The following is a 20831-nucleotide window of genomic DNA, read 5'->3' on the forward strand; positions in this document are numbered from 1 at the left end:
TTCCGGACCGCGACGGGATCAGCCGGACGGCAGCCGGACGGCGGTAAGCCAGAAGTCCTTCAGGAGGGTGATCATCCTGATGAAATCCTCAAGCTCCACCGGCTTGGTCAGGAAGCAGTTGGCATGCCGGCTGTAGGCACGCTGGACATCGGAATGCACGTCCGAGGTGGTCAGGATGATGACCGGCAGATCGGTGAGGCCGGCGTCCGCGCGGATGTCCTCCAGCACTTCCCAGCCGTCCTTCCTCGGCATGTTGAGGTCCAGCAGCAGCAGGTCCGGGCGCGGCATGGCCTCGTAGGGGGGCTGCCGGCGCAGGAACGCCATCGTCTCGACCCCGTCCTCCACATGGTGCAGCTTCGCCAGGAACCTGCCCTCCTTCATGACCTCCTCGACCAGGCGTGCGTCCGCCCGGTTGTCCTCGGCGAGAAGGATGTTCAGGCCATGGGAGAGCTGATTCACGCTGAAGCCCCGATCCGTCGGTGAGCAAAGGGATTCCTTATGATGACGCCGGTCCGGCGGCAAGCTCGCCGCGCAGGCCGTGGTCATCCGCCGCAGCCGCGGGAAGGGTGAAGGAGAAGACCGAGCCGGAACCGGCCACCGACGATACCGATATGGTGCCGCCGTGGCGTTCCACGATCTTGCGGCAGATCGCCAGCCCGATGCCGGTGCCGGGATGGACCCGCTGGTTATGCAGGCGCTCGAACACCACGAAGATCCGGTCGAAATACCGGGCCTCGATCCCGATGCCGTTGTCCGAGACCGAGAACTCCCAGGCGGAGCCGGCCGCCTTGACGCCGATGCGGATCTTCAGGCCGCGGTCGGGCGCCCGGTACTCGATCGCGTTCGCCAGCAGGTTCCGGAAGATCTCGGTGATCTGGCGGGCATCGCCCGGCACATGGGGGGTGCGGTCCGGCAGTTCGACGGTGGCGCCGATCGCATGGACGATGTCCTTCATCCCGTCCACGGCCTCCCGGACGCAGGCACCGGTATCGGCCAGCGACGCCGGGGGATCGCTCCGCTCGATCAGGGAGTAGCGCAGCAGGTCCTGGATCAGGCACTTCATGCGCACGCTGCTCTCGACGATGAACCCCAGGAAATCGTCGGCATCCTTGTCGAGCCGGCCGGAATAGCGGCGGACCAGAAGGTTGGCGTAGCTGACCATGATTCGCAGCGGCTCCTGAAGGTCATGGGCCGCCACCTCGGCGAAGCGGGCCAGTTCGACGTTGGAGCGCTCCAGCTTCTCGACCGTCCGGCGCAGCCGGTTCTCGATTATCTTCTGGTCGGATATGTCCTGCGCCACGCCCCGGAACCCGGTGACGTGACCGTCGGCATGCAGGATCGGGATGCCGCTTCCCCACAGCCACACCGTCCTGCCGTCCTTGCCGATGCAGCGGTACTCCTCGTGGCGGAACGGGCGCGCCGTGGCGGCGTGGTTGCGCAGCACGGCCGTCATGCGGGCGCCGTCTTCCGGCGCCATCATGTCGACCATGGCGCACTGCAGGAGTTCCGCCGGGCTGTGCCCCAGCACGTCCTGGACCCGGTCGCTGACGAAGGTGTAGCGGCCGGCGATGTCGCTTTCCCAGATGAACTCCCCGGCCATGCCGACGATGTCCTGGAAGCGCCGGTTGCTCTCCCGCAGGGTGTTTTCGATCTCGATCCGCTGGGTCAGGTCGTGGGTGACCACGGAGAAGCCCAGCAGACGGTCCTCGCCGCCATCCCCGGTCTTCTTCCGGCCGCCCTCCCGGATGCCCGCGACGGTGGTGACGCAGGGGAAGCGCGAGCCGTCCCGGCGCAGATGCCAGCGTTCGGTCGAATGCCGGCCCTTCTCGCGCGCGACCGCCAGCTCGGCCTCCGGCACGCCGGCCCGGACCGCGTCGGGAAGGAAGAACAGGCCGTAGGGCCTGCCGATCACCTCCTCCGCGCCGAAACCCACGATGCGCCGGGCGCCGTTGCTCCAGCTCGCGACCGTGCCGTCAGGCCCGAGCATGTAGATGGCGTAGTCCTCGACGCTGTCCACCAGCATCGATTGGCGGCGTTCGCTGAGCAGGACGGTCTCCCGCGCGGCGGCCACCTCACGGCGGAGGTTGATCGGGTCCCGGACCAGCCGCCACGCCGCGAACCCGCAGGCCGCGGCCAGCAATCCGCCGACCAGGCGCAGGCTGGCGCCGTAGGGGGACCGGCTGGACCAGCCGTCGCGCGGCAGCGCGCCGAGTTGCCAAGTGCCGTTGGGCAAGGTGATGTCAGTCAGCACCGGGGAGTTGCCGAAAAGCTCGGGCCGCCCCAGGAAGACTTCCCCCGACGCTCCCAAGCCGTCCCGGCCGCGCATGGCGAACTCGATGGTCTCGTCCCCGTCGCCCGCCGCTCCCGCCTCGCGCAGGATGGTCTCCACGTCGATGATGATGGCCGCCAGTCCCCAGACCTTGCCGCGCGGAGTGGCCTGGATGGCCGCCGTCGGGCTGTCGGGCAGCACCACGGGCAGCCGCCCGACCAGGGCGACGCCGCCCTGCAGCAGGGGCACCGGACCCTGGATCAGGAAGCGCCGCTTGCCGAGGACCTCCATGATGGCGGCCCGCCGGTTCGGATCTGCCAGCAGGTCGTGGCCGATCGCCTGCTCGTTGCCGGCCAGGGGATAGAAGTGCGTCGCGACCGCGTTGCGCGCCAGCGCCAGGCTGCGCACGCCGGTGATGCCTTCCGCGGCGGCGGCGGCGGCCTCCTCGAACTCGGTCTGGGTCAGGTCAGGGTTGCTGCGGACCAGCGCCACGAGGCTCCGGACCAGGAACAGGCGGGTATTCAGGGCCTGTTCGACCCGGGCGCGGATCGCCGCGGCCCGTATGGTCACCGTGGCGGTGGTCTGCTCGGCATAGCGCCGCCCCTCCGCCGCGTCGATCAGGAACACGCCGCCTAGGACCAGAAGCACGACCAGCGCGGCCGCCAGCCCCGGCAGCAGGTCCTCCCAGCGCGCTTGCCTCATGGAACGGTCCGCCGGTCGGCGCGTTCGGTCGGCGGGAGGTGGTGCCCGCGACCGGCCGCAGGAAGCTTCGACCGTCCGTCCATTCCGATGACCCTCCCGATGCGCCCCGCAGCGGCCTTGCGCCGACATCCGCCGCGGACAGCCTATGTCTGCGACGTCAAACGGTTCGTACCGTTACCATAACGGGTGCAAACTTTCAGGGTCCGCGACTTATTGTCCGGATCGGCGTTATCATTTGAATGTTAAGCAGTACCCGGACTAGCTGGCGCAACCCATTCACCACAGGGCATCCGGGGTCTATCCTGAACGGCGGAACATTGAAACGGCATGCCGCCTCGGCCGTGGCGATCGCCTCCCTCGCCATCATGGCCGGCATCATGGCCGGGTCCGGGGGCGGGGCGCCGCCGTCGACCGTCGCCGTGGCGGGTGCCGCCGGGGTGATCATCCTGGCGCTCCTGCGCCGGATCGATCGGCTGTCCGAAAGCGGGCGGGCGCTGGCGGAGCAGCTGCGCCTGCAGCAGGCGGCGATCGACTCGGCCGCGCGCGACGATACCGAGCGGAAACGGGCGGAAGCTGCGCTGCGCGACCAGGTGGCATTCCTCTCCACCCTGCTCGATACCATTCCCAGCCCGATCTATTACAAGGACGCGGCCGGCGTCTATCTCGGCTGCAACCGGGCCTTCGCGTCGATCCACGGCCGCACGGTGGACGAGGTGGTCGGACGGCGCGCGGCGGACCTGATGGGACCGGCCATCGCCGGGCTGGACGACAACACCGATACCTGCCTGGCGGCCCTGGAAGACCCGTTCCAGGTCTACGAGACCCAGATCGACTTCGCCGACGGCTCGCGCCACGACATCCTGTTTTCCAAGGCGCTCTACCGGCAGTCGGACGGCTCGGTCGGCGGCCTCGTCGGCGTGATGAGCGACACCACCGACCGGACCCGGCACGAGCAGCAGATCGCCGACGCGCGCGACCGGATGGCCCGTCAGGCGGAGGAACTGAGGCGCTCCAACGCCGAGCTGGAGCAGTTCGCCTATATCGCCTCCCACGACCTGCGCGAGCCGCTCCGCATGGTCACCAGCTATCTGTCATTGCTCCAGCGCCGCTACGAGGACAGGCTGGACGACGATGCCCGGGACTTCATCGGCTTCGCCCGCGACGGTGCCACGCGGATGGACCGGCTGATCCTGGACCTGCTGGACTATTCACGGGTCGGCCGGCGCTCGAAGCCGATGGCGCCGACCCCGGTGGCCGACGTCATCGCAACCGCCTGCCACAATCTCCAGGTGGCCCTTGACGAAAGCGCCGCCGTACTCCGGATACCTCCCGACCTGCCCGTGGTGCCGGCCGACGACAACGAACTGGCGCGGCTCTTCCAGAACCTGATCGGCAACGCGGTGAAATACCGCTCTCCAGGCACGGTGCCGGAAATCTCGATCGACTGGGCCGACGAGCCCGGCCGCTGGCGCTTCGGCGTGACCGACAACGGCCTCGGCATCGCGGTGGAGCATTTCGACCGCATCTTCATGGTGTTCCAGCGGCTCCACGGCCGCGGCGACTACGACGGCACCGGCATAGGCCTGGCGATCTGCCGCAAGATCGTCGAGCACCATGGCGGCCGGATCTGGGTCACCTCCGAACCCGGCCAAGGCAGCACCTTCCACTTCACCCTGGCGAAGTCGACGGAATGACCGCCCGAAGCGGCTGTCAGCGCACGCCGTCGAGGAAGATCCCGACCGCTGCCTCGACATGGCGGGCCATTTCCTCCGGCGTCGCCAGTTCGGACGGGCGCAGCAGCATCTTCAGGTACTGGTCGCCATGCAGCAGCCCCATGAAGGTGGCGGCGGCCCGGTCGGGATCGGCGACGTTCAGTTCGCCGCGCGCGGTGGCCGACCGCAGGTAATCGGACAGGATGCCCTTGATGGTGGCGGGGCCGCCCTTCAGGAAGGCGTCGATCGCCCTGGGCAGCTGATCGGCGTTGGCGATCATCAGGCGCATGATCTTCGGGCTGTCCGGCGACAGGATGCCTTGGACGAAGTTCATGCCGAAGTCCGCCAGGGCCCGCTCGGGATCACTGTGGTTGAACGGGATGTTGCGGAAACGCTCGACGAACTCCTCGCATTTCAGGGTGATCACGGTCTCGAACAGACCGTCCTTGTCGCCGAACGCCTCGTAGACGGTCGACCGCGACCCGCCCGACAGGGCTATGATGTCGGCCAGCGTGGTCCGCTCGAAACCCTTCTCCAGGAACAGCGTCCAGGCGGCGTCGAGTATGGCGCGGCGCCGCGCGTCCCCTCGCGGCCCGCACATCTTGAAACATCCCTCGAGCGTCATGAGCGCACCGCCGTGCCCCGTCCCCCATGCACCCCGTCGCCCCCTGCCATTCAGCATCCTCCGATCAGACAGACTTGTTCTTTGCACCTGCGCACTATACTGTATCGTACAGTACAGAGCCGTCCGGTTCAATGCGGGTGTGCGTCCTGCCGCCCGCCGGGTCGCTTCTTCAAGAAAAACAGACAGGTCATGGGGCTGCGATGATGAATTTCTGGTCAGTCAGGAACTCCTCGATTGCCGTTGCGATGCTTTTTCTCGCGACGGGGTGTGATGACACGGGCGCCGTAACCCAACAGGGTGGCCAGGGCCGCCCGCCGGCGGAGGTGGGTGTCGTCACGCTGCAGCCGCAGTCGGTCGATGTCACCACGGAGCTGCCGGGACGGACCACGGCGGCGCGGCTGGCCGAGGTCAGGCCGCAGGTCAACGGGATCATCCTGAAACGCCTGTTCGAGGAAGGCGCCGAGGTCGAGGCGGGGCAGCAGCTCTACCAGATCGACCCCGCCCCCTACCAGGCGTCGCTCGACACCGCCAAGGCCGAGCTCCAGCGCGCCGAGGCAGCGGCCAAGTCGGCCCGGACCAAGGCGGCCCGCTACCGCGACCTGGTCAGGTCGCGCGCCGTCAGCCAGCAGGACTACGACGACATCGCCGCGACCCTGCTGGAGAACGAGGCCCAGGTCGCCTCCGCCAAGGCGGCGATCCGGACGGCGCAGATCAACCTCGACTACACGAAGGTCGCCTCGCCGATCGCCGGCCGGATCGGCCGCTCGACTGTGACCGAAGGCGCCCTGGTCACCGCCAACCAGACCCAGGAGCTGGCGACGGTCACCCAACTCGACCCGATCTACGTGGACGTGACCCAGTCGAGCGCCGAGATGTTCCGCCTGCGCCAGGCCGTCAGCCGCGGCGCGATCCAGAGCGTCGAGGGCAAGGCGCCGGTCACCCTGCTGGTCGGGGGATCGAACGATGCCGCCTACCCGCACCAGGGCGAGCTCCAATTCTCGGAAGTCAGCGTCGACGAGACGACCGGCTCGGTCCGGCTGCGCGCCGTGTTCCCGAACCCGAACCAGGACCTCCTGCCGGGCCTGTTCGTCCGGGCCAAGGTCAACTGGGGCGCCGCCGAGGACGTCTTCATGGTGCCGCAGCAGGCGGTGGTCCGCCGGCCCGACGGCAGCGCCTTCGTCTGGGCGGTCGGCCCCGACGGCAAGGCCTCCCAGAAGACGGTGAGCGCGGAGCGGGCGATCGGCGACAAGTGGCTGGTCACCCAGGGCGTGGCCCCCGGCGACCGGGTCGTCGTCGAGGGCACCCAGAAGGTGGCGCCCGGCGCCCAGGTCAACGCGGTGGCGCTCGACGCCGGCCAGCCGGGCGCGGTCGCCCAGGCGGAAGACGCCCGGTAAGGGCCGGGCCTAGATCACGGATCCAACATGTCAAAATATTTCATCGACAGGCCGGTCTTCGCCTGGGTGATCGCGATCGTGATCATGCTGGCGGGCGGCCTGAGCATCCTCGGGCTGCCGATCGAGCAGTACCCTTCGATCGCCCCGCCGTCCATCCGCATCAGCGCCACATATCCGGGCGCATCGGCCCAGACGCTGGAAGGCACGGTGACCCAGGTCATCGAGCAGCAGATGAACGGTCTCGACCATCTGCGCTACATCTCTTCCAACAGCGACAGCTCCGGCACCGCCCAGATCACCCTGACCTTCAACCCGGAGGCCGACCCCGACATCGCGCAGGTGCAGGTGCAGAACAAGCTGCAGCTCGCCATGCCGCGCCTGCCGCAGGAAGTGCAGCAGCAGGGCGTCCAGGTCTCCAAGGGCAACAACACCTTCCTGATGGTCATGGGGTTCGTGTCGTCCGACGGCACGATGCCCCAGAACGACATCGCCGACTTCGTGGCCTCCAGCGTCCAGGACCCGATCAGCCGGGTGACCGGCGTCGGCACCGTCACCCTGTTCGGCGCCCAGCACGCCATGCGCATCTGGCTGGACCCGAACAAGCTGATCAGCTACGGCCTGACCACGACGGACGTGGTGGGCGCCATAACCGCGCAGAACGCCGAGGTGTCGGCCGGCCAGCTTGGCGGTGCCCCGGCCACCCCGGGCCAGCAGCTCAACGCCACCATCATCGCCCAGACCCGGCTGCAGACCCCCGAGGAGTTCAGCCGGATCCTGATCCGGGTCAATACCGACGGTTCCCAGATCCGGCTGTCCGACGTGGCCCGGGTCGAGGTCGGGGCGGAGAACTTCAACACGGTCGCGCGCTACAACGGCAAGCCGGCCGCCGGCATGGGCATCAGCCTGGCGACGGGGGCCAACGCGCTGGACACCGCCGCCGCCGTGCGGGAGCGGATCGAGGAGCTGAAGCCCTTCTTCCCCGCCGGGGTGGAGGTCGTCTACCCCTATGACACGACCCCCTTCGTCAAGCTGTCGATCGAGGGCGTGGTGCATACGCTGCTGGAGGCGATCGTCCTCGTCTTCGTCATCATGTACCTGTTCCTCCAGAACTTCCGGGCGACGCTGATCCCGACCATCGCGGTGCCGGTAGTGCTGCTGGGAACCTTCGGCGTGCTGGCGGCGGCCGGATTCACCATCAACACGCTGACCATGTTCGCCATGGTGCTGGCGATCGGCCTGCTGGTCGACGACGCCATCGTCGTGGTCGAGAACGTCGAGCGCGTGATGGCGGAGGAAGGCCTGTCGCCCAGGGAGGCGACCCGCAAGAGCATGGGCCAGATCACCGGCGCGCTGATCGGCATCGCGCTTGTCCTGTCCGCCGTGTTCGTGCCCATGGCCTTCTTCGGCGGCTCGACCGGCGCCATCTACCGCCAGTTCTCGCTGACCGTGGTGTCGGCCATGGCGCTGTCGGTGGTGGTGGCGCTGGTCCTGACACCCGCGCTGTGCGCCACCATGCTGAAGCCGGTCAAGGGCCACGGCCAGCCGCGCAAGGGCTTCTTCGGCTGGTTCAACCGCACCTTCGACCGCGGCAACGCCAAGTACCAGCGGGGCGTCGGCCACATGATCCACCGGCGCGGCCGGTACCTGCTGATCTACCTGCTGATCGTCGCCGGCCTGGGTGTGCTGTTCGTCCGCCTGCCGGCCGCCTTCCTGCCCAACGAGGACCAGGGAATCCTGCTGACCCAGATGGCCCTGCCGCCGGGCGCCACCCTGGAACGGACGCTGGAGACCGTGGAGGCGGTCGAGCGCCACTACCTCGAGGACGAGAAGGAATACGTCAACGGCATCTTCGCGGTCGCCGGCTTCAGCTTCAGCGGACGCGGCCAGAACACCGCCATCGCCTTCGCCAACCTGAAGGACTGGGAGGTCCGCGGCAGCGACGAGGGCGCCGTCAGCGCCATCGCCGCGCGCGCCATGGCGTCGCTGTCCAAGGTCCGCGACGCGATGATCTTCGCCTTCACCCCGCCGGCCATCATCGAGCTGGGCAACGCCACCGGTTTCGACATGCAGCTGGTCGACCGCGGCGGCCTGGGCCACGAGGCGCTGATGCAGGCGCGCGGCCAGCTCCTCGGCCTCGCGGCGCAGAACCCGTCGCTGGTCGGCGTGCGGCCCAACGGGCTGGACGACAATCCGCAGCTGAGGATCGACATCGACCGCGAGAAGGCGAGCGCGCTGGGCCTGTCGCTGGCGGACATCAACACGACCCTGACCGCCACCTGGGGCTCCAGCTACGTCAACGACTTCATCGAGAACGGCCGGGTCAAGCGGGTCTACCTGCAGGCCGACGCGCCCTACCGGATGCTGCCGTCCGACCTGGACCGCTGGTACATGCGGAACGCCGCGGGCGAGATGGTGCCGTTCTCCACCTTCTCGACCACCCACTGGGACTACGGCTCGCCCCGGCTGGAACGGTTCAACGGCGTCTCCTCGATCAACATCCAGGGCCAGGCGGCTCCGGGCGTCAGCTCGGGCGAGGCCATGGCGATCATGGAGGACCTAGCGCGCCAGCTGCCCGAAGGCATCAGCTTCGAGTGGCAGGGCCTGTCCTACGAGGAACGGCTGTCCGGCTCGCAGGCCCCGGCCCTGTACGCGATCTCGATCCTGGTCGTGTTCCTGTGCCTGGCCGCCCTGTACGAGAGCTGGTCGATCCCGGCCTCGGTCATCCTGGTGGTGCCGCTGGGCGTCCTGGGCGCCGTCGTCGCGGCGCACCTGCGGGGCCTGCCCAACGACGTCTATTTCCAGGTGGGCCTGCTGACGACCATCGGCCTGTCGGCGAAGAACGCGATCCTGATCGTGGAGTTCGCCAAGGACATGCATGACGAGGGCATGGGCCTGCTGGAGGCGACCATCGAGGCCTGCCGCCAGCGCCTTCGGCCGATCCTGATGACGTCCTTCGCCTTCATCCTGGGCGTGCTGCCGCTCGCGATCAGCACCGGCGCCGGCTCGGGCAGCCAGAACGCCATCGGCGTCGGCGTGATGGGCGGCATGATCTCGGCCACCGTGCTGGCGATCTTCTTCGTGCCGGTGTTCTTCGTGGCGGTGCTGAAGCTGGTCGCCCGCTGGGCGCCCAAGGAGCGCCAGGGCACACCCGAACCGGCCCAGGCCGACTGACGAGGCGAAGGAAATGACGGACAAGACCATGACGAAACGGCGCCTCGCCCCGGCATCCCTGGCCCTGCTGCTGCTCGGCGGATGCTCCTTCATCCCCGAGTACATCCGGCCCGCTTCGCCGTTGCCGCAGTCCTGGCCGGCGGGTCCGGCATACGCCGACTCGGCGGCGGCCGTGCCGGCGAGCGCGGGACCGATGCTGGCCGACCTGGGCTGGCAGGAATTCTTCCGGTCGCCGCGCCTGCAGGAGCTGATCGCGACCGCCCTGGACAACAACCGCGACCTGCGGGTCGCGGCGCTCAACGTCGAGCAGGCCCGGGCCCAGTACCGCATCGAGCGGTCCGCGCTGCTGCCGGCGGTCGATGTCGGCGGCAGCCTGACCCGCCAGCGCACGCCGGCCGACCTGTCGCGCACCGGGCGGGCGTCGGTCGGCAGCCAGTGGGAAGCCAGCCTCGGCACCACCTCGTTCGAGCTGGACCTGTTCGGCCGCATCCGCAGCCTGGAGCAGTCGGCGCTGGAGAGTTTCTTCGCGACCGAGCAGGCCCAGGCCGCCACGCGGATCGCGCTGATCGCCGAGGTCGCCAACGCCTACCTGACCCTGCTGGCCGACCAGGAGCTTCTGAAGCTGACCGAGGACACGCTGCGCACCCAGCAGCAGTCCTTCGACCTGACCCGGCGCAGCTTCGACCGCGGCGTCGGCACCCAGCTCGACGTGGCCCAGGCGCGCACCGCGGTGGAGACGGCGCGGGCCAACCGGGCGGCCTATGTCCGGCTGATCGCCCAGGACAAGAACGCCCTGGCGCTGCTCGCCGGCACTCCGATCGACGATTCCGTGCTGGACGGGGCGCCGTCGCTCGGCACCGGCGACTTCGTCGCCGACCTGCCGGTGGGACTGCCCTCCGACCTGCTCCGGCGCCGCCCCGACATCATCGAGGCGGAGTACAACCTGCGGGCGGCCAACGCCAACATCGGCGCCGCGCGCGCTGCCTTCTTCCCGACCATCGGGCTGACCGCCTCGGCCGGCACGGCCAGCGCCGCCCTGTCGGGCCTGTTCGACGGCGGCAGCGGCGCCTGGAGCTTTCTGCCCCAGATCGGGCTGCCGATCTTCGACTACGGCCTGCGGGAAGCGAACCTGGAGAGCACCAAGGTGCAGCGGGAGATCGGGGTCGCCCGGTACGAGCGGGCGATCCAGGTCGCCTTCCGCGAGGTTTCCGACGCGCTGGCCGCCCAGGGCACGCTGGACGACCAGCTGGAGGCCCAGAGCGCCCTGGTCGACGCGACCCGGTCGAGCTATGACCTGTCGATCCTGCGCTACAACCGCGGCCTGGACAGCTTCCTCAACGCGCTGGACAGCCAGCGGTCGCTCTACGCGGCCCAGCAGGACCTGATCAACGCGCGCTTGTCCCAACTCGGCAATCTCGTCACCCTGTACAAGGTGCTGGGTGGCGGCGTCCCGGCCGAACCCGTGAGGATGGCGGGCGATCCGGGACAAGCCCCGCCGACCCGGATTGCAAAGGGAGGAGACCAGCCATGAAGCAGGTGATGTTCGTCGAGCTCGGCATGGGCGCCGACCTTCACGGTCAGGACGTGACCAAGGCGGCGGTGCGGGCGGTGCGGAACGCGATAGAGCGCAACTCCATGCCGGGGATGCGCACCCTGGTGGACGGCGACACCAGCCGCATGCAGGTGCGGGTACATCTCGCCGTGCCGGCGGACGCCGAGAAGCTGGACCACGACGCCGTGCGCGCCGTCTTCCCCTACGGCCAGGTCAGCATCGAGGTGGTCGCCGGCGGCATGCTGGCACCCAGCGGCATCTTCCTGGCGGACAAGGGCGACGCCAACGAGATGATCTACATCGTCAACGCCGCCGTCGAGGTCGGCATCTGAAACCGATGCGGAGGGGCGGCGTCACGCCGCCCCTGGCGCTCGGGACGCGCACCCTCCCTAGATCCGGCACAGGTCTTCCAGCTTCCGGCGCAGTTCGTGGGAGGCCACCGGCTTGTGCAGGAGGTCGAAGCCGCCGCCCTCGACCTCGTCGAGCAGTTCCTGCGCCGTGTCGCCGGTCAGGATGATGCCGGGAATTTCCGCACCCGTGGCGGCCCGCAGCTTTCCGATCGCATCGGGTCCCTTGACCCCGTCGCCCAGGCGGTAGTCGGCGATGATCAGGTCGGGCACCCCGTCGTCCGCCACCCGGCGCAGGGCGTCGCCCGGGTTCCGGGCCGACAGCACCCGGTAGCCCCAGCTCTCCAGCAACAGCCTCAGCCCGATCAGGATCACCGGCTCGTCGTCGAGGATCAGGGCGAGTCCCCGTCCGCGGGGGTGCTCGGGCACCGGCGGCGCGGTGACGGCCGCGGCGACCGAAGCGACCAGCGGCACGTCGATCGAGAATCGCGAGCCCCGGCCCGGCGTCGAGGTCACCGAAACGGGATGGCCGAGCAGCCCGGCGAGCCGGCGCACGATGGCGAGACCCAGCCCGACGCCCTGTGCCTCCTCCGCGGCATCGCCGCCCTCCCCCGGGTTGATGCGGTGGAACTCTTCGAAGATGGACTCGGCCTGGTCGGCCGGGAAGCCGATGCCGGTGTCCCGCACCTCGATGCGCAGGGTGTCCAGGTCGATCCGGCGGCAGCCGATCAGGATGCGTCCCCGCTCGGTATAGCGCAGCGCGTTCTCGATCAGGTTGCGCAGGATCCGCTCCAGCAGAATGGCGTCGCTCCGCACGGTGCCGTTGGACAGCACGACCTTGAGCCGCAGCCCCTGCCGTTCGGCACGGTGGGCGTATTCGGCCCCGAGGCGGCGGAGCAGGTCGTCGGCCGGCATGTCGGTCACCTGCGGCGTGATCACGCCGGCATCCAGCTTGGAAATGTCGAGCAGCCCGTCGAGCAGCAGCTTGAGCGCCTCGGTCGCCTGATTGATGCTGCCGACCAGCGGCAGCATGGGATGGTCCTGAAGCCCGTTGGCCAAGGCCGATCCCAGGAAGAACAGGGATTGCACGGGCTGGCGCAGGTCGTGGCTCGCGGCTGCCAGGAACTTCGATTTCGCCAGGACGGCCCGCTCCGCCTCCGCACGGGCGGCCACCGCCTCGTCGCGCGCCGCCTGGATCGCGGCGTCGGTCCGCTGGCGCGCGGTGATGTCGCGCATGAAGCCGGTGAAGAACCGCTGCCGCCCGTCGGACCACTCGGCGACCGACAGTTCCAGCGCGAAGACCGTGCCGTCCTTGCGCCGCCCCTCCAGGTCGCGCTTCCGCCCGATCACGTTGCGGTCGGCGCCGTGCCGGTAGTTCCAGATGTGGCCGTCATGGACCGCGGCGTCGCGGTCCTGCATCAGGACGGTGACGTTCCGGCCGATCACCTCCGCGGCGGCATGGCCGAACATGCGCTCGGCCGCCGGGTTGAACGACTGGATGATCCCGGTGTGGTCGATCACGACCATCCCGTCCACGGCGGTGTCGACGATCGCCCGGTAATGGGCCTCCGCCCGCTCGATGCAGAGTTCCGTCTCGCGCCGCTCCGTGATGTCCTGGAAGGAGACCAGCAGGCCGTCCCGGCATGGCATCAGCCTGACCGACAGCCAGCGCGAGAGCGGCGCCGGATAGGCCTCGAAGCTGACCGGGACCTGGTCCGCGAGGGCCCGGGCGCATTCGGTCCGGAAGGTGTCGGCCAGCGCTTCCGGAAGGGCCTCCAGCAGCGGCATGCCGACCAGTTCCCGGTCGCCGCCCAGCAGGGTCCGGCACTGCTGGTTGGCGTAGGTGATCAGCCCGCCGCCGTCGATCTCGCAGATCCCGTCGGCGGTGCCTTCCAGGACGGCGGCCATCCGGTCGGCCGCCGCTTCGGCCCGCTCCCGTTCCTGCCGGCTGCGCTCCAGCGCGTCGGCCATGGCGTCGAAGGTCCTGCCCAGGGTCCCGAACTCGGACGTGTCGTCGCTGGAGAAGGCGCCCGCCCTTGCATCGCCGGCACGCCACAGGTCGGCGGTACGGACCAGGGCCGCGACCGGGTGGAGGACGAGACGGTAGGCCAGCGCCGCGGCGGCGGCCAGGGCCGCCAGCAGCCCGGCGCCGATCATCAGCGTCCGATGCCGCATCACTTCGTCGAGCCGCTGGCGGATCTGCTCCGGGTCGATGCCGATGCCGATGCCGACGAAAAGCCCCCGGACCGCGGCGGAGGGACGGACCGTCGCCATTACCTCCGGGGTCTCGGAGCCGGGCGCCTTCGCGTGGGCCGACCGGACCGCCAGGATGGTCCCGGCGCGGTCGGTGACGATCAGGGAAACGCCGTCGGGCAGCGGGACCTCGTCGGGAACGGCGTTCCACCATGCCACATCGAGCAGCACGGTCACGATGCCGCCCGCCTGCCCGGCATCGTCACCGTAGCGCAGGGCGAACGGCAAGGCGCCGCCGCCGGCCGTCGAGTCCGGTCGGATGAACTCGCCGACCACCATCTCCTCGGTCTTCAGCGCCGCCATGATGTCGGACCGGTCGCCGATCGAGCGCCCGACCTGGTCGGGCCGGCTGGAGCAAAGCAGGACGCCCTGCCGATCGGTGACCGAAATGGTCAGGTGGGGAGACAGCCGCTGGACGGTCCTGTTCAGCTGCGCCTGGCATTGGGCATGGTCGGCGGTGCGGACGGCATCGGTGGCCGCGACCAGGGCCGCGATCTGGCGGATGCCGTCGAAGACGCGCGCCTGCTCCCCCTGGACCCGGTCGAGCAGCCTTGAAGCCTCCTCCCGAACGGCCGCCTCGGCCAAGTTCCGGGCCTCGTGATCGGTGAAGATGCCGATACCGACCCCGGGGACCAGGATGGAGAGGAAGATCAGGATCAGGCGTGAGAGCAAGCTCATCTGGACGCGCCGCGGCCGATCGGCAGTTGAGGGGCGTGAGGCGCCGGTTGTCGATGGATTGCGCCGCCGGTTCGAATCGGCCCGTCCCTCGGGGACGAGACGGAAAGGTCGTTTCGGTATCGCTACGGATCCGAAGACTCGACCATCATAGTTAATATACATTTAATCTGATCCGGAGCGTCAGCGCCCCGGCACCGCGCCGGATCGCCTGGGCACCGGCGCCGCGTGCCAGACGCCGAGGCATTCCTCCGCCGTCGCGGCCGACCCGATGCAGCGCGTGCCGCCTTCCCGGAACCACAGCCGGTAACGGCCGCTTCCATCGCGCTCGAAGATGAAGACGGGATCCTCGATCCCAGGCAGCGAGATCAGCAGCCTGTCATGGTGCCGGCCGGTCTGGCGGGCGACGGCGGCCCAGGCGCCCCGCGAGCATTTGGGCAGCGCGATCCGGTAGAAGGCTACCAGATCGGCAGGCGTGAAGCGGCAGGCGGGAAACGGGATCACAGTCATCGCGGCGCTCCTGGCTTTCCTGGTGCCCTTCGACTTCCGATAGAAATCCAAGGGATGAGGACTGGCGGGAGAGTGGCCCCGGATCGGGGGCCGCGCTGTGAAATGGTTCACTACACGTTGACGCCCCTCGTTTTTTTTTCAGTCGACGGTTTTTCGGGCGCCGCTTCGCGCCCTGGTTGCCCGGCCGGTCGCCTCAGGCGAAGGTCCTGCCCCGGCAGGGCTCGACCTGGCACGGGTCCCGCTCCAGCTGGATCGTCGAATGCTCGATGTCGAAGCGGCGCGCCAGTTCCTGGCGGAGCCGTCGCAGCACCTCGTCCTGGTCGGCGCCTGCGGCGAGGCTGGCGTGGAAGGTGATCAGCGGACGGTCGGGCGTCAGGGACCAGGCATGGACATGGTGGACGTCCGCCACGCCGGGGACGGCGTCGGCCAATTCCCGGCTGAGCCGGTCGATGTCCAGCCCTTCCGGCGTTCCCTCCATCAGCACGTGCCAGGACCTGGAGACCAGGGTCCAGGCGCTGCGGAGGATCAGCAGGGCGACCAGGACCGAGAGGATCGGATCTATCGGGGTCCAGCCGGTCCACAGGATGACGCCGGCGGCCAGGATGGCGGCGACCGAGCCCAGCAGGTCGCCCAGGACGTGGAGCGCCGCCCCCCTCATGTTGAGGTTCTCCTGGTCGCCGCCGTGCAGGATCAGGAACCCCGCGACGTTGACCGCAAGGCCGGTCGCGGCGATGGCGAGCATGGTGGTGCCCATGACGGGGACGGGATCCAGCAGCCGCTCGGCCGCCTCCAGGACGATCCAGGCGGCCACGGCGATCAGCGTGACGCCGTTGATCAGGGCGGCCAGCACCTGGAACCGGTGCTGCCCGTAGGACCGGTCCGCCGTGGCCGGCCGCCGGCTGACCCTGAAGGCGTACCAGGACAAGGCCAGCGCCGCGGTGTCGGTCAGCATGTGCCCGGCATCGGCGAGCAGGGCGAGCGAGCCGGCCAGGATCCCGCCGACCGCCTCCACCACCATGAAGCCCCCGGTCAGCAGCAGGGCCAGCAGCAGACGGCGCTCGTTATGGGAATGGCCATGGGAGTGGCCGTGCCCGCCGCCATGATCGTGGTGGGGATGGGGGTGGGAGTGGGAGCCCATGCCAGGCACCTCCGAGGTTCAGGAGACCGTCGGTGGCCGGCGGCGGGCATCGGGCTGCCCGCCGCCGGCCGAACCGTTTCTCCATTAAACCATGGACGGAGCCGATCGTTGTCAACCGCGCAAAGTGCCGCCGGTCGCCTTCGATACCGCGGCGACGATCTTGGTGCCGATCGCGTCGATCTCCTGCTCCGTCAGCGGCTTGCCGGTGGGCTGGATGGTGACCGTGATGGCGAGCGACTTGGTGCCCGGTTCGATCCCCTGACCCTGGTAGACGTCGAACACGGATACCTCGGTGATCAGCGCCTTGTCCGCCCCCTTGGCCGCCCGCACCAGCTTTTCGGCCTCGACCGAGGCGTCGACCAGGAACGCGAAGTCGCGCTGGATCGGCTGGAACAGGGAGAGCCGCAGCAGGGGCTTGGCCGTCCCGCCCTTCTTCTTCGGCACCGGCACCGCGTCGAGCATCACCTCGAACGCCGCGACCGGCCCCTTGGCGCCCAGGGCGTCCAGCACTTCCGGATGCACCTCGCCGAACCGGGCGAGCACCGTCGGGCCGAGCCGCAGGACGCCGGAGCGCCCGGGATGGTACCAGGCAGGAGCGTCGGCCGTGACCTGCAGGTTGCCCGTCGGGGCGCCCGCCGCTTCCAGCACCGCCAGGGCGTCGGCCTTGACGTCGAAGGCGTCCACCGGGCGCTGCTTCTCCGCCCACTGGCGCGGCACCAGGGTGCCGGACCGGACGCCGGCGGCGACCGTGTCCTGCCCCTGCGGCGACGGGTCGCGGAAGACCGGCCCGACCTCGAACAGGCCGACATCGGGATAGCCCCGGTCGGCATTGCGGCCGACGGCCTGGATCAGGTTGGGCAGGATCGAGGGACGCATGACGTCCAAGTCGGCGCTGATCGGGTTCAGCAGGCGCAGCCCGTCCGTCACGCCGCCGAACAGGTCCACATGGGCCGACGACATGAAGGACCAGGTGACCGCCTCCGACAGGCCGCGCACCGCCAGCACGCGCCGGGCCATGGCCGTGCGCTTCTGCCTGGTGTTCAGCGCGGGGCGGGTGATCGCCGCCGTCCGCTCCAGCGGGATCGCCGGGATGTGGTCGTAGCCGTGGACGCGCAGCACTTCCTCGACCAGATCCGCCTCGCCATGGATGTCGGCGCGCCAGCTCGGCGGCAGCACGGCCATGACGCCGTCGCTCCGCCCCGTCACGCCGAAGCCCAGTGCCTCCAGGATGCGCACCTGTTCCGGAACCGGAACGTCCACCCCGCCCAACTCCAGGATGCGGCCGGGACGCAGCGTCAGCTCGCGCCGCCAGGACGGCTCGGACCCGGCGACCACCAGTTCGCTGGCAGCACCGCCGCAGGCCTCCAGGATCAGCCGCGTCGCGATCTCGACGCCGGGGATCACGAAGGCGGGATCGACGCCGCGCTCGAACCGGTAGCGGGCGTCGCTGTCGATCGACAGCTTGCGGCCGGTCCGCGCCGTGCGCACCGGGTCGAACAGCGCCGCCTCCAGGAACACGTCGGTCGTCGTCTCGGTGACGCCGGTGCTCTCGCCGCCCATGACGGCACCCAGGCTGACCACGCCGCTGTCGTCGGCGATCACCGTCATGCCCTCGTCGAGGGTGTATTCCTTGCCGTTCAGGGCCAGCAGCGTCTCGCCCGCGCGGGCCGGCCGGACCGTCAGCCCGCCCCGCAGCTTGCCCGCGTCGAACACGTGCAGCGGCCGGGCGATGTCATGGGTCAGCAGGTTGGTGATGTCGACCAGGGCCGAGATCGGCCGCAGCCCGATGGACAGGAGCCGATCCTGCAGCCAGCGCGGACTCGGCCCGTTCCTCACGCCGCGGATCAGGCGGCCGACGAACATCGGGCAGGCCGACACGTCCCCGGGCCCGAAATCGAGCGTGACGCCGATCGGGCTGGCGAAGGTGCCCGGCACCGGCGTGGTCTCCAGCGGCCTCAACTCGCCCAGGCCGGCCGCGGCGAGGTCGCGGGCGATGCCGCGCACACCGGCGCAATCGGCCCGGTCCGGCGTCAGCGAGACGTCGATCAGCGGATCGTCCAGGCCGACCACCGTCGCGAAGGGGGCACCCACGGGGGCGTCGCCGGGCAGGTCGATGATGCCCTCGTGGGCATCCGACAGCCCCATTTCACGCTCCGAACAGAGCATCCCGTTGGACTCGACGCCGCGGATGACGCCCTTCTTCAGCTCCACCCCGGTCGCCGGGATGACCGAGCCGGTCGGCGCGAAAACGCCCTTCATGCCCGTGCGGGCATTGGGCGCGCCGCAGACGACCTGGACCGTTTCGGACCCGGTATCGACCATGCAGACGCGCAGCTTGTCGGCGTCGGGGTGCTTCTCGGCGGAGACCACGTAGGCCACGCGGAAGGCTTCGAGCCCCTTGGCGCGGTCCACGACCTCCTCGACCTCCAGGCCGAGTGATGTGAGCTTCGAAGAGATCGTCTCGACGTCGGCCCCGGTGTCCAGGTGGGCCTTCAGCCAGGAAAAGGTAAGCTTCATCGTCGGCTGTCCTTATCGGTTCAGGCCCTGGGCCAGGGAAGGCACGTCGAGGGGCACGAAGCCGTAATGCTTCAGCCAGCGCAGGTCGGCCTCGAAGAAGGTGCGCAGGTCGGGAATGCCGTATTTCAGCATGGCGATGCGCTCGATGCCCATGCCGAAGGCGAATCCTTGGTACTTCGTGCTGTCGATGCCGCAGTTCTCCAGCACGTTGGGATGCACCATGCCGCAGCCCAGGATCTCCAGCCAGTCGCCGAAGTTCCCGATCTTCAGTTCGCCGCCGCGGCGCAGGCAGCCGATATCGACCTCCGCAGACGGTTCGGTGAAGGGGAAGAAGCTGGGCCGGAAGCGCAGCGGCAGATCGTCCACGTCGAAGAAGGCGCGGCAGAACTCGATCAGGCAGCCGCGCAGGTGCGCCATGCTGGTCTTTTCGTCCACGACCAGCCCCTCGACCTGATGGAACATCGGGGTGTGGGTCATGTCGTAGTCGGACCGATATGTCCGGCCGGGGATGATCACGCGGATCGGCGCCTTGTCGGCCAGCAGCGAGCGGACCTGCACCGGCGAGGTGTGGGTGCGCAGGAGCATGCGGCTGCCGTCCGTCGGACGGTCCGGCAGGTAGAAGGTGTCGTGCATGTCGCGCGCCGGATGGCCGGGCGGGAAATTCAGCGCGGTGAAGTTATGGAAGTCGTCCTCGATGTCCGGCCCCTCGGCCACCGAGAATCCCATGTCGGCGAAGATCGCTGTCAGCTCGTCGATGGTCTGGGTGATCGGATGGACGCGGCCCTGGCTCTCCGCCCGGACCGGCAGGGTGACGTCGATTCGCTCGGCCTCCAGGCGCCGGGCCAGTTCCGCCTTGTGCAGCTCGGCCTTGCGGGCGTCCAGCGCCGCGCCGACCTCGTCCTTCAGGGCGTTCATCAGCTGGCCGCGTTCCTTGCGCTCCTCGGGCGAGAGGCTGCGCATGTCGGCCATCAGGCCCGTGATGCGGCCCTTCTTGCCTAGTGCGGCGACGCGGACCTCTTCCAGCGCGGCCAGATCGGCGGCCTGGCTCACCGCCGTCAGCAATTCCGTCTTCAGCGCTTCGAGAGCGGACATGGGTTCCTCGTCAAGGTTGGGCGCCGCCGGAAACCGGTGCGGCAAGCGCGAAAAGGGGGCCAGCCCAGCCGGGCGGCCCCCTAGTCAATCGCCGTCGATCGCTCTGGCGCCCCTATGGATGGGCGCCCGAAGGGATCAAGCAGCCTGGGCGAGAGCGGCCTGGGCCTTGTCGACCAGGACCTTGAACGCTTCCGGCTCGCGGGCGGCGATATCGGCCAGGACCTTGCGGTCCACGTCGATGCCTGCCCGCTTCATGCCGTTCATGAAGCGCGAATAGGTCAGGCCGTGCTGACGGACGCCGGCGTTGATACGCTGGATCCACAGGCCACGGAACTCGCGCTTCTTGTTGCGGCGGTCGCGATAGGCGTAACGGAGCGCCTTCTCGACCTTCTGGATCGCAATGCGGAAGCACTTGCTGGACCGGCCGCGATAGCCCTTGGCCAGCTTGAGGATCTTACGGTGACGGGCGTGAGTGGTTACGCCCCGCTTGACACGTGCCATGGTTCAGGTCTCCCGATCAGGCGTTGCGCAGGAAGTTCTTCAGGATGGTCTCGCCATCCTGCGGCGCCAGCACCATGGTGCCGCGCGCGTTGCGCTTCATCTTCTGGGTACGCTTGACCATGCCGTGGCGCTTGCCGGCGGCCTGGGCCTTGACCCGGCCGGAGGCCGTCACCTTGAAGCGCTTCTTCGAACCGCTGTGGGTCTTCAACTTGGACATTTCTGCTCCCAAGAACCTGGAGTGAGATATCAGAGCGGTTGGGCATGTCCGTAGGGTCCAACGACCCGGCCTCGCCGCCCGAATGAGCCGTGGGTTATAGTGGGGCGCGTGGGCGAAAGCAAGCAGCCAGTGCGCCGGCCGGCGACTCCTCCCGCA

The 20831-nt window shown here is 69.2% G+C and carries 15 protein-coding genes; 5 read left to right on the forward strand and 10 right to left on the reverse strand.

The annotated features are described in order from the left end of the window. Positions 1-18: 18 nt before the first annotated feature. Together JL100_RS25080 and JL100_RS25085 are read right to left on the reverse strand one after the other, a co-directional pair. Positions 19-459, reverse strand: a complete 441-nt coding sequence (locus tag JL100_RS25080; protein WP_228420897.1) for a response regulator — start codon at positions 457-459, stop codon at positions 19-21. A 37-nt stretch (positions 460-496) separates the two neighbouring features. After that, a complete protein-coding gene (locus tag JL100_RS25085; RefSeq protein WP_202680603.1) occupies positions 497-2971 on the reverse strand; it encodes a PAS domain S-box protein in 2475 nt (824 codons plus the stop codon). Between the two features lie 317 nt (positions 2972-3288). Between JL100_RS25085 and JL100_RS25090 the strand changes: the two genes are divergently transcribed. Continuing rightward, positions 3289-4665: a sensor histidine kinase gene (locus tag JL100_RS25090; protein WP_202680604.1), complete on the forward strand. Its 1377-nt coding sequence runs from the start codon at positions 3289-3291 to the stop codon at positions 4663-4665. Between the two features lie 16 nt (positions 4666-4681). Here JL100_RS25090 and JL100_RS25095 read toward each other — a convergent pair whose 3' ends face one another. Then, the gene (locus JL100_RS25095) at positions 4682-5284 is read right to left on the reverse strand and encodes a TetR/AcrR family transcriptional regulator (RefSeq protein ID WP_202680605.1); all 603 of its coding nucleotides are present in this window, start codon (positions 5282-5284) and stop codon (positions 4682-4684) included. A 347-nt stretch (positions 5285-5631) separates the two neighbouring features. On the opposite strand from JL100_RS25095, the gene JL100_RS25100 reads away from it, so the two are divergent. From JL100_RS25100 to JL100_RS25115, 4 genes are read left to right on the forward strand one after another with little or no spacing between them, the layout of a single operon-like run. Continuing rightward, complete coding sequence (locus JL100_RS25100) at positions 5632-6702, forward strand: efflux RND transporter periplasmic adaptor subunit (RefSeq protein ID WP_323378314.1); 1071 nt, start codon at positions 5632-5634, stop codon at positions 6700-6702. Positions 6703-6729: 27 nt separating this feature from the next. After that, positions 6730-9873 (forward strand): efflux RND transporter permease subunit, encoded by a 3144-nt coding sequence (locus JL100_RS25105; protein WP_202680607.1) that lies wholly within the window; start codon positions 6730-6732, stop codon positions 9871-9873. Between the two features lie 28 nt (positions 9874-9901). Then, a complete protein-coding gene (locus tag JL100_RS25110; RefSeq protein WP_202680772.1) occupies positions 9902-11404 on the forward strand; it encodes an efflux transporter outer membrane subunit in 1503 nt (500 codons plus the stop codon). Further along, on the forward strand, positions 11401-11757 hold the full coding sequence (locus JL100_RS25115) for a Lin0512 family protein (RefSeq protein WP_202680608.1): 357 nt from the start codon (positions 11401-11403) through the stop codon (positions 11755-11757). Before JL100_RS25110 ends, JL100_RS25115 begins: the two co-directional genes overlap by 4 nt. A gap of 57 nt (positions 11758-11814) precedes the next feature. On the opposite strand, the gene JL100_RS25120 is transcribed toward JL100_RS25115, so the two are convergent. The 7 genes from JL100_RS25120 to rpmI all read right to left on the reverse strand — a co-directional run bounded on the left by JL100_RS25120 (position 11815) and on the right by rpmI (position 20675). Further along, on the reverse strand, positions 11815-14703 hold the full coding sequence (locus tag JL100_RS25120; RefSeq protein ID WP_202680609.1) for a PAS domain S-box protein: 2889 nt from the start codon (positions 14701-14703) through the stop codon (positions 11815-11817). Positions 14704-14883: 180 nt separating this feature from the next. Next, on the reverse strand, positions 14884-15210 hold the full coding sequence (locus tag JL100_RS25125; protein ID WP_202680610.1) for a hypothetical protein: 327 nt from the start codon (positions 15208-15210) through the stop codon (positions 14884-14886). 193 nt (positions 15211-15403) lie between these two features. Continuing rightward, positions 15404-16348 carry a cation diffusion facilitator family transporter gene (locus JL100_RS25130; protein ID WP_202680611.1) on the reverse strand — a complete coding sequence of 315 codons (945 nt, stop codon included), beginning with the start codon at positions 16346-16348 and terminating at the stop codon, positions 15404-15406. A 111-nt stretch (positions 16349-16459) separates the two neighbouring features. Beyond that, positions 16460-18865, reverse strand: a complete 2406-nt coding sequence (gene pheT / locus JL100_RS25135; protein WP_202680612.1) for a phenylalanine--tRNA ligase subunit beta — start codon at positions 18863-18865, stop codon at positions 16460-16462. Between the two features lie 12 nt (positions 18866-18877). Continuing rightward, on the reverse strand, positions 18878-19957 hold the full coding sequence (gene pheS, locus JL100_RS25140; protein WP_202680613.1) for a phenylalanine--tRNA ligase subunit alpha: 1080 nt from the start codon (positions 19955-19957) through the stop codon (positions 18878-18880). Between the two features lie 135 nt (positions 19958-20092). Next, entirely contained in the window at positions 20093-20458 is a 366-nt protein-coding gene (gene rplT, locus JL100_RS25145; RefSeq protein WP_202680614.1) for a 50S ribosomal protein L20, read from the reverse strand. Positions 20459-20474: 16 nt separating this feature from the next. After that, positions 20475-20675: a 50S ribosomal protein L35 gene (gene rpmI, locus JL100_RS25150; protein WP_158047224.1), complete on the reverse strand. Its 201-nt coding sequence runs from the start codon at positions 20673-20675 to the stop codon at positions 20475-20477. Between the last annotated feature and the right edge of the window lie 156 nt (positions 20676-20831).

This window comes from Skermanella mucosa, from assembly GCF_016765655.2.
GTDB classification, from domain to species: domain Bacteria; phylum Pseudomonadota; class Alphaproteobacteria; order Azospirillales; family Azospirillaceae; genus Skermanella; species Skermanella mucosa.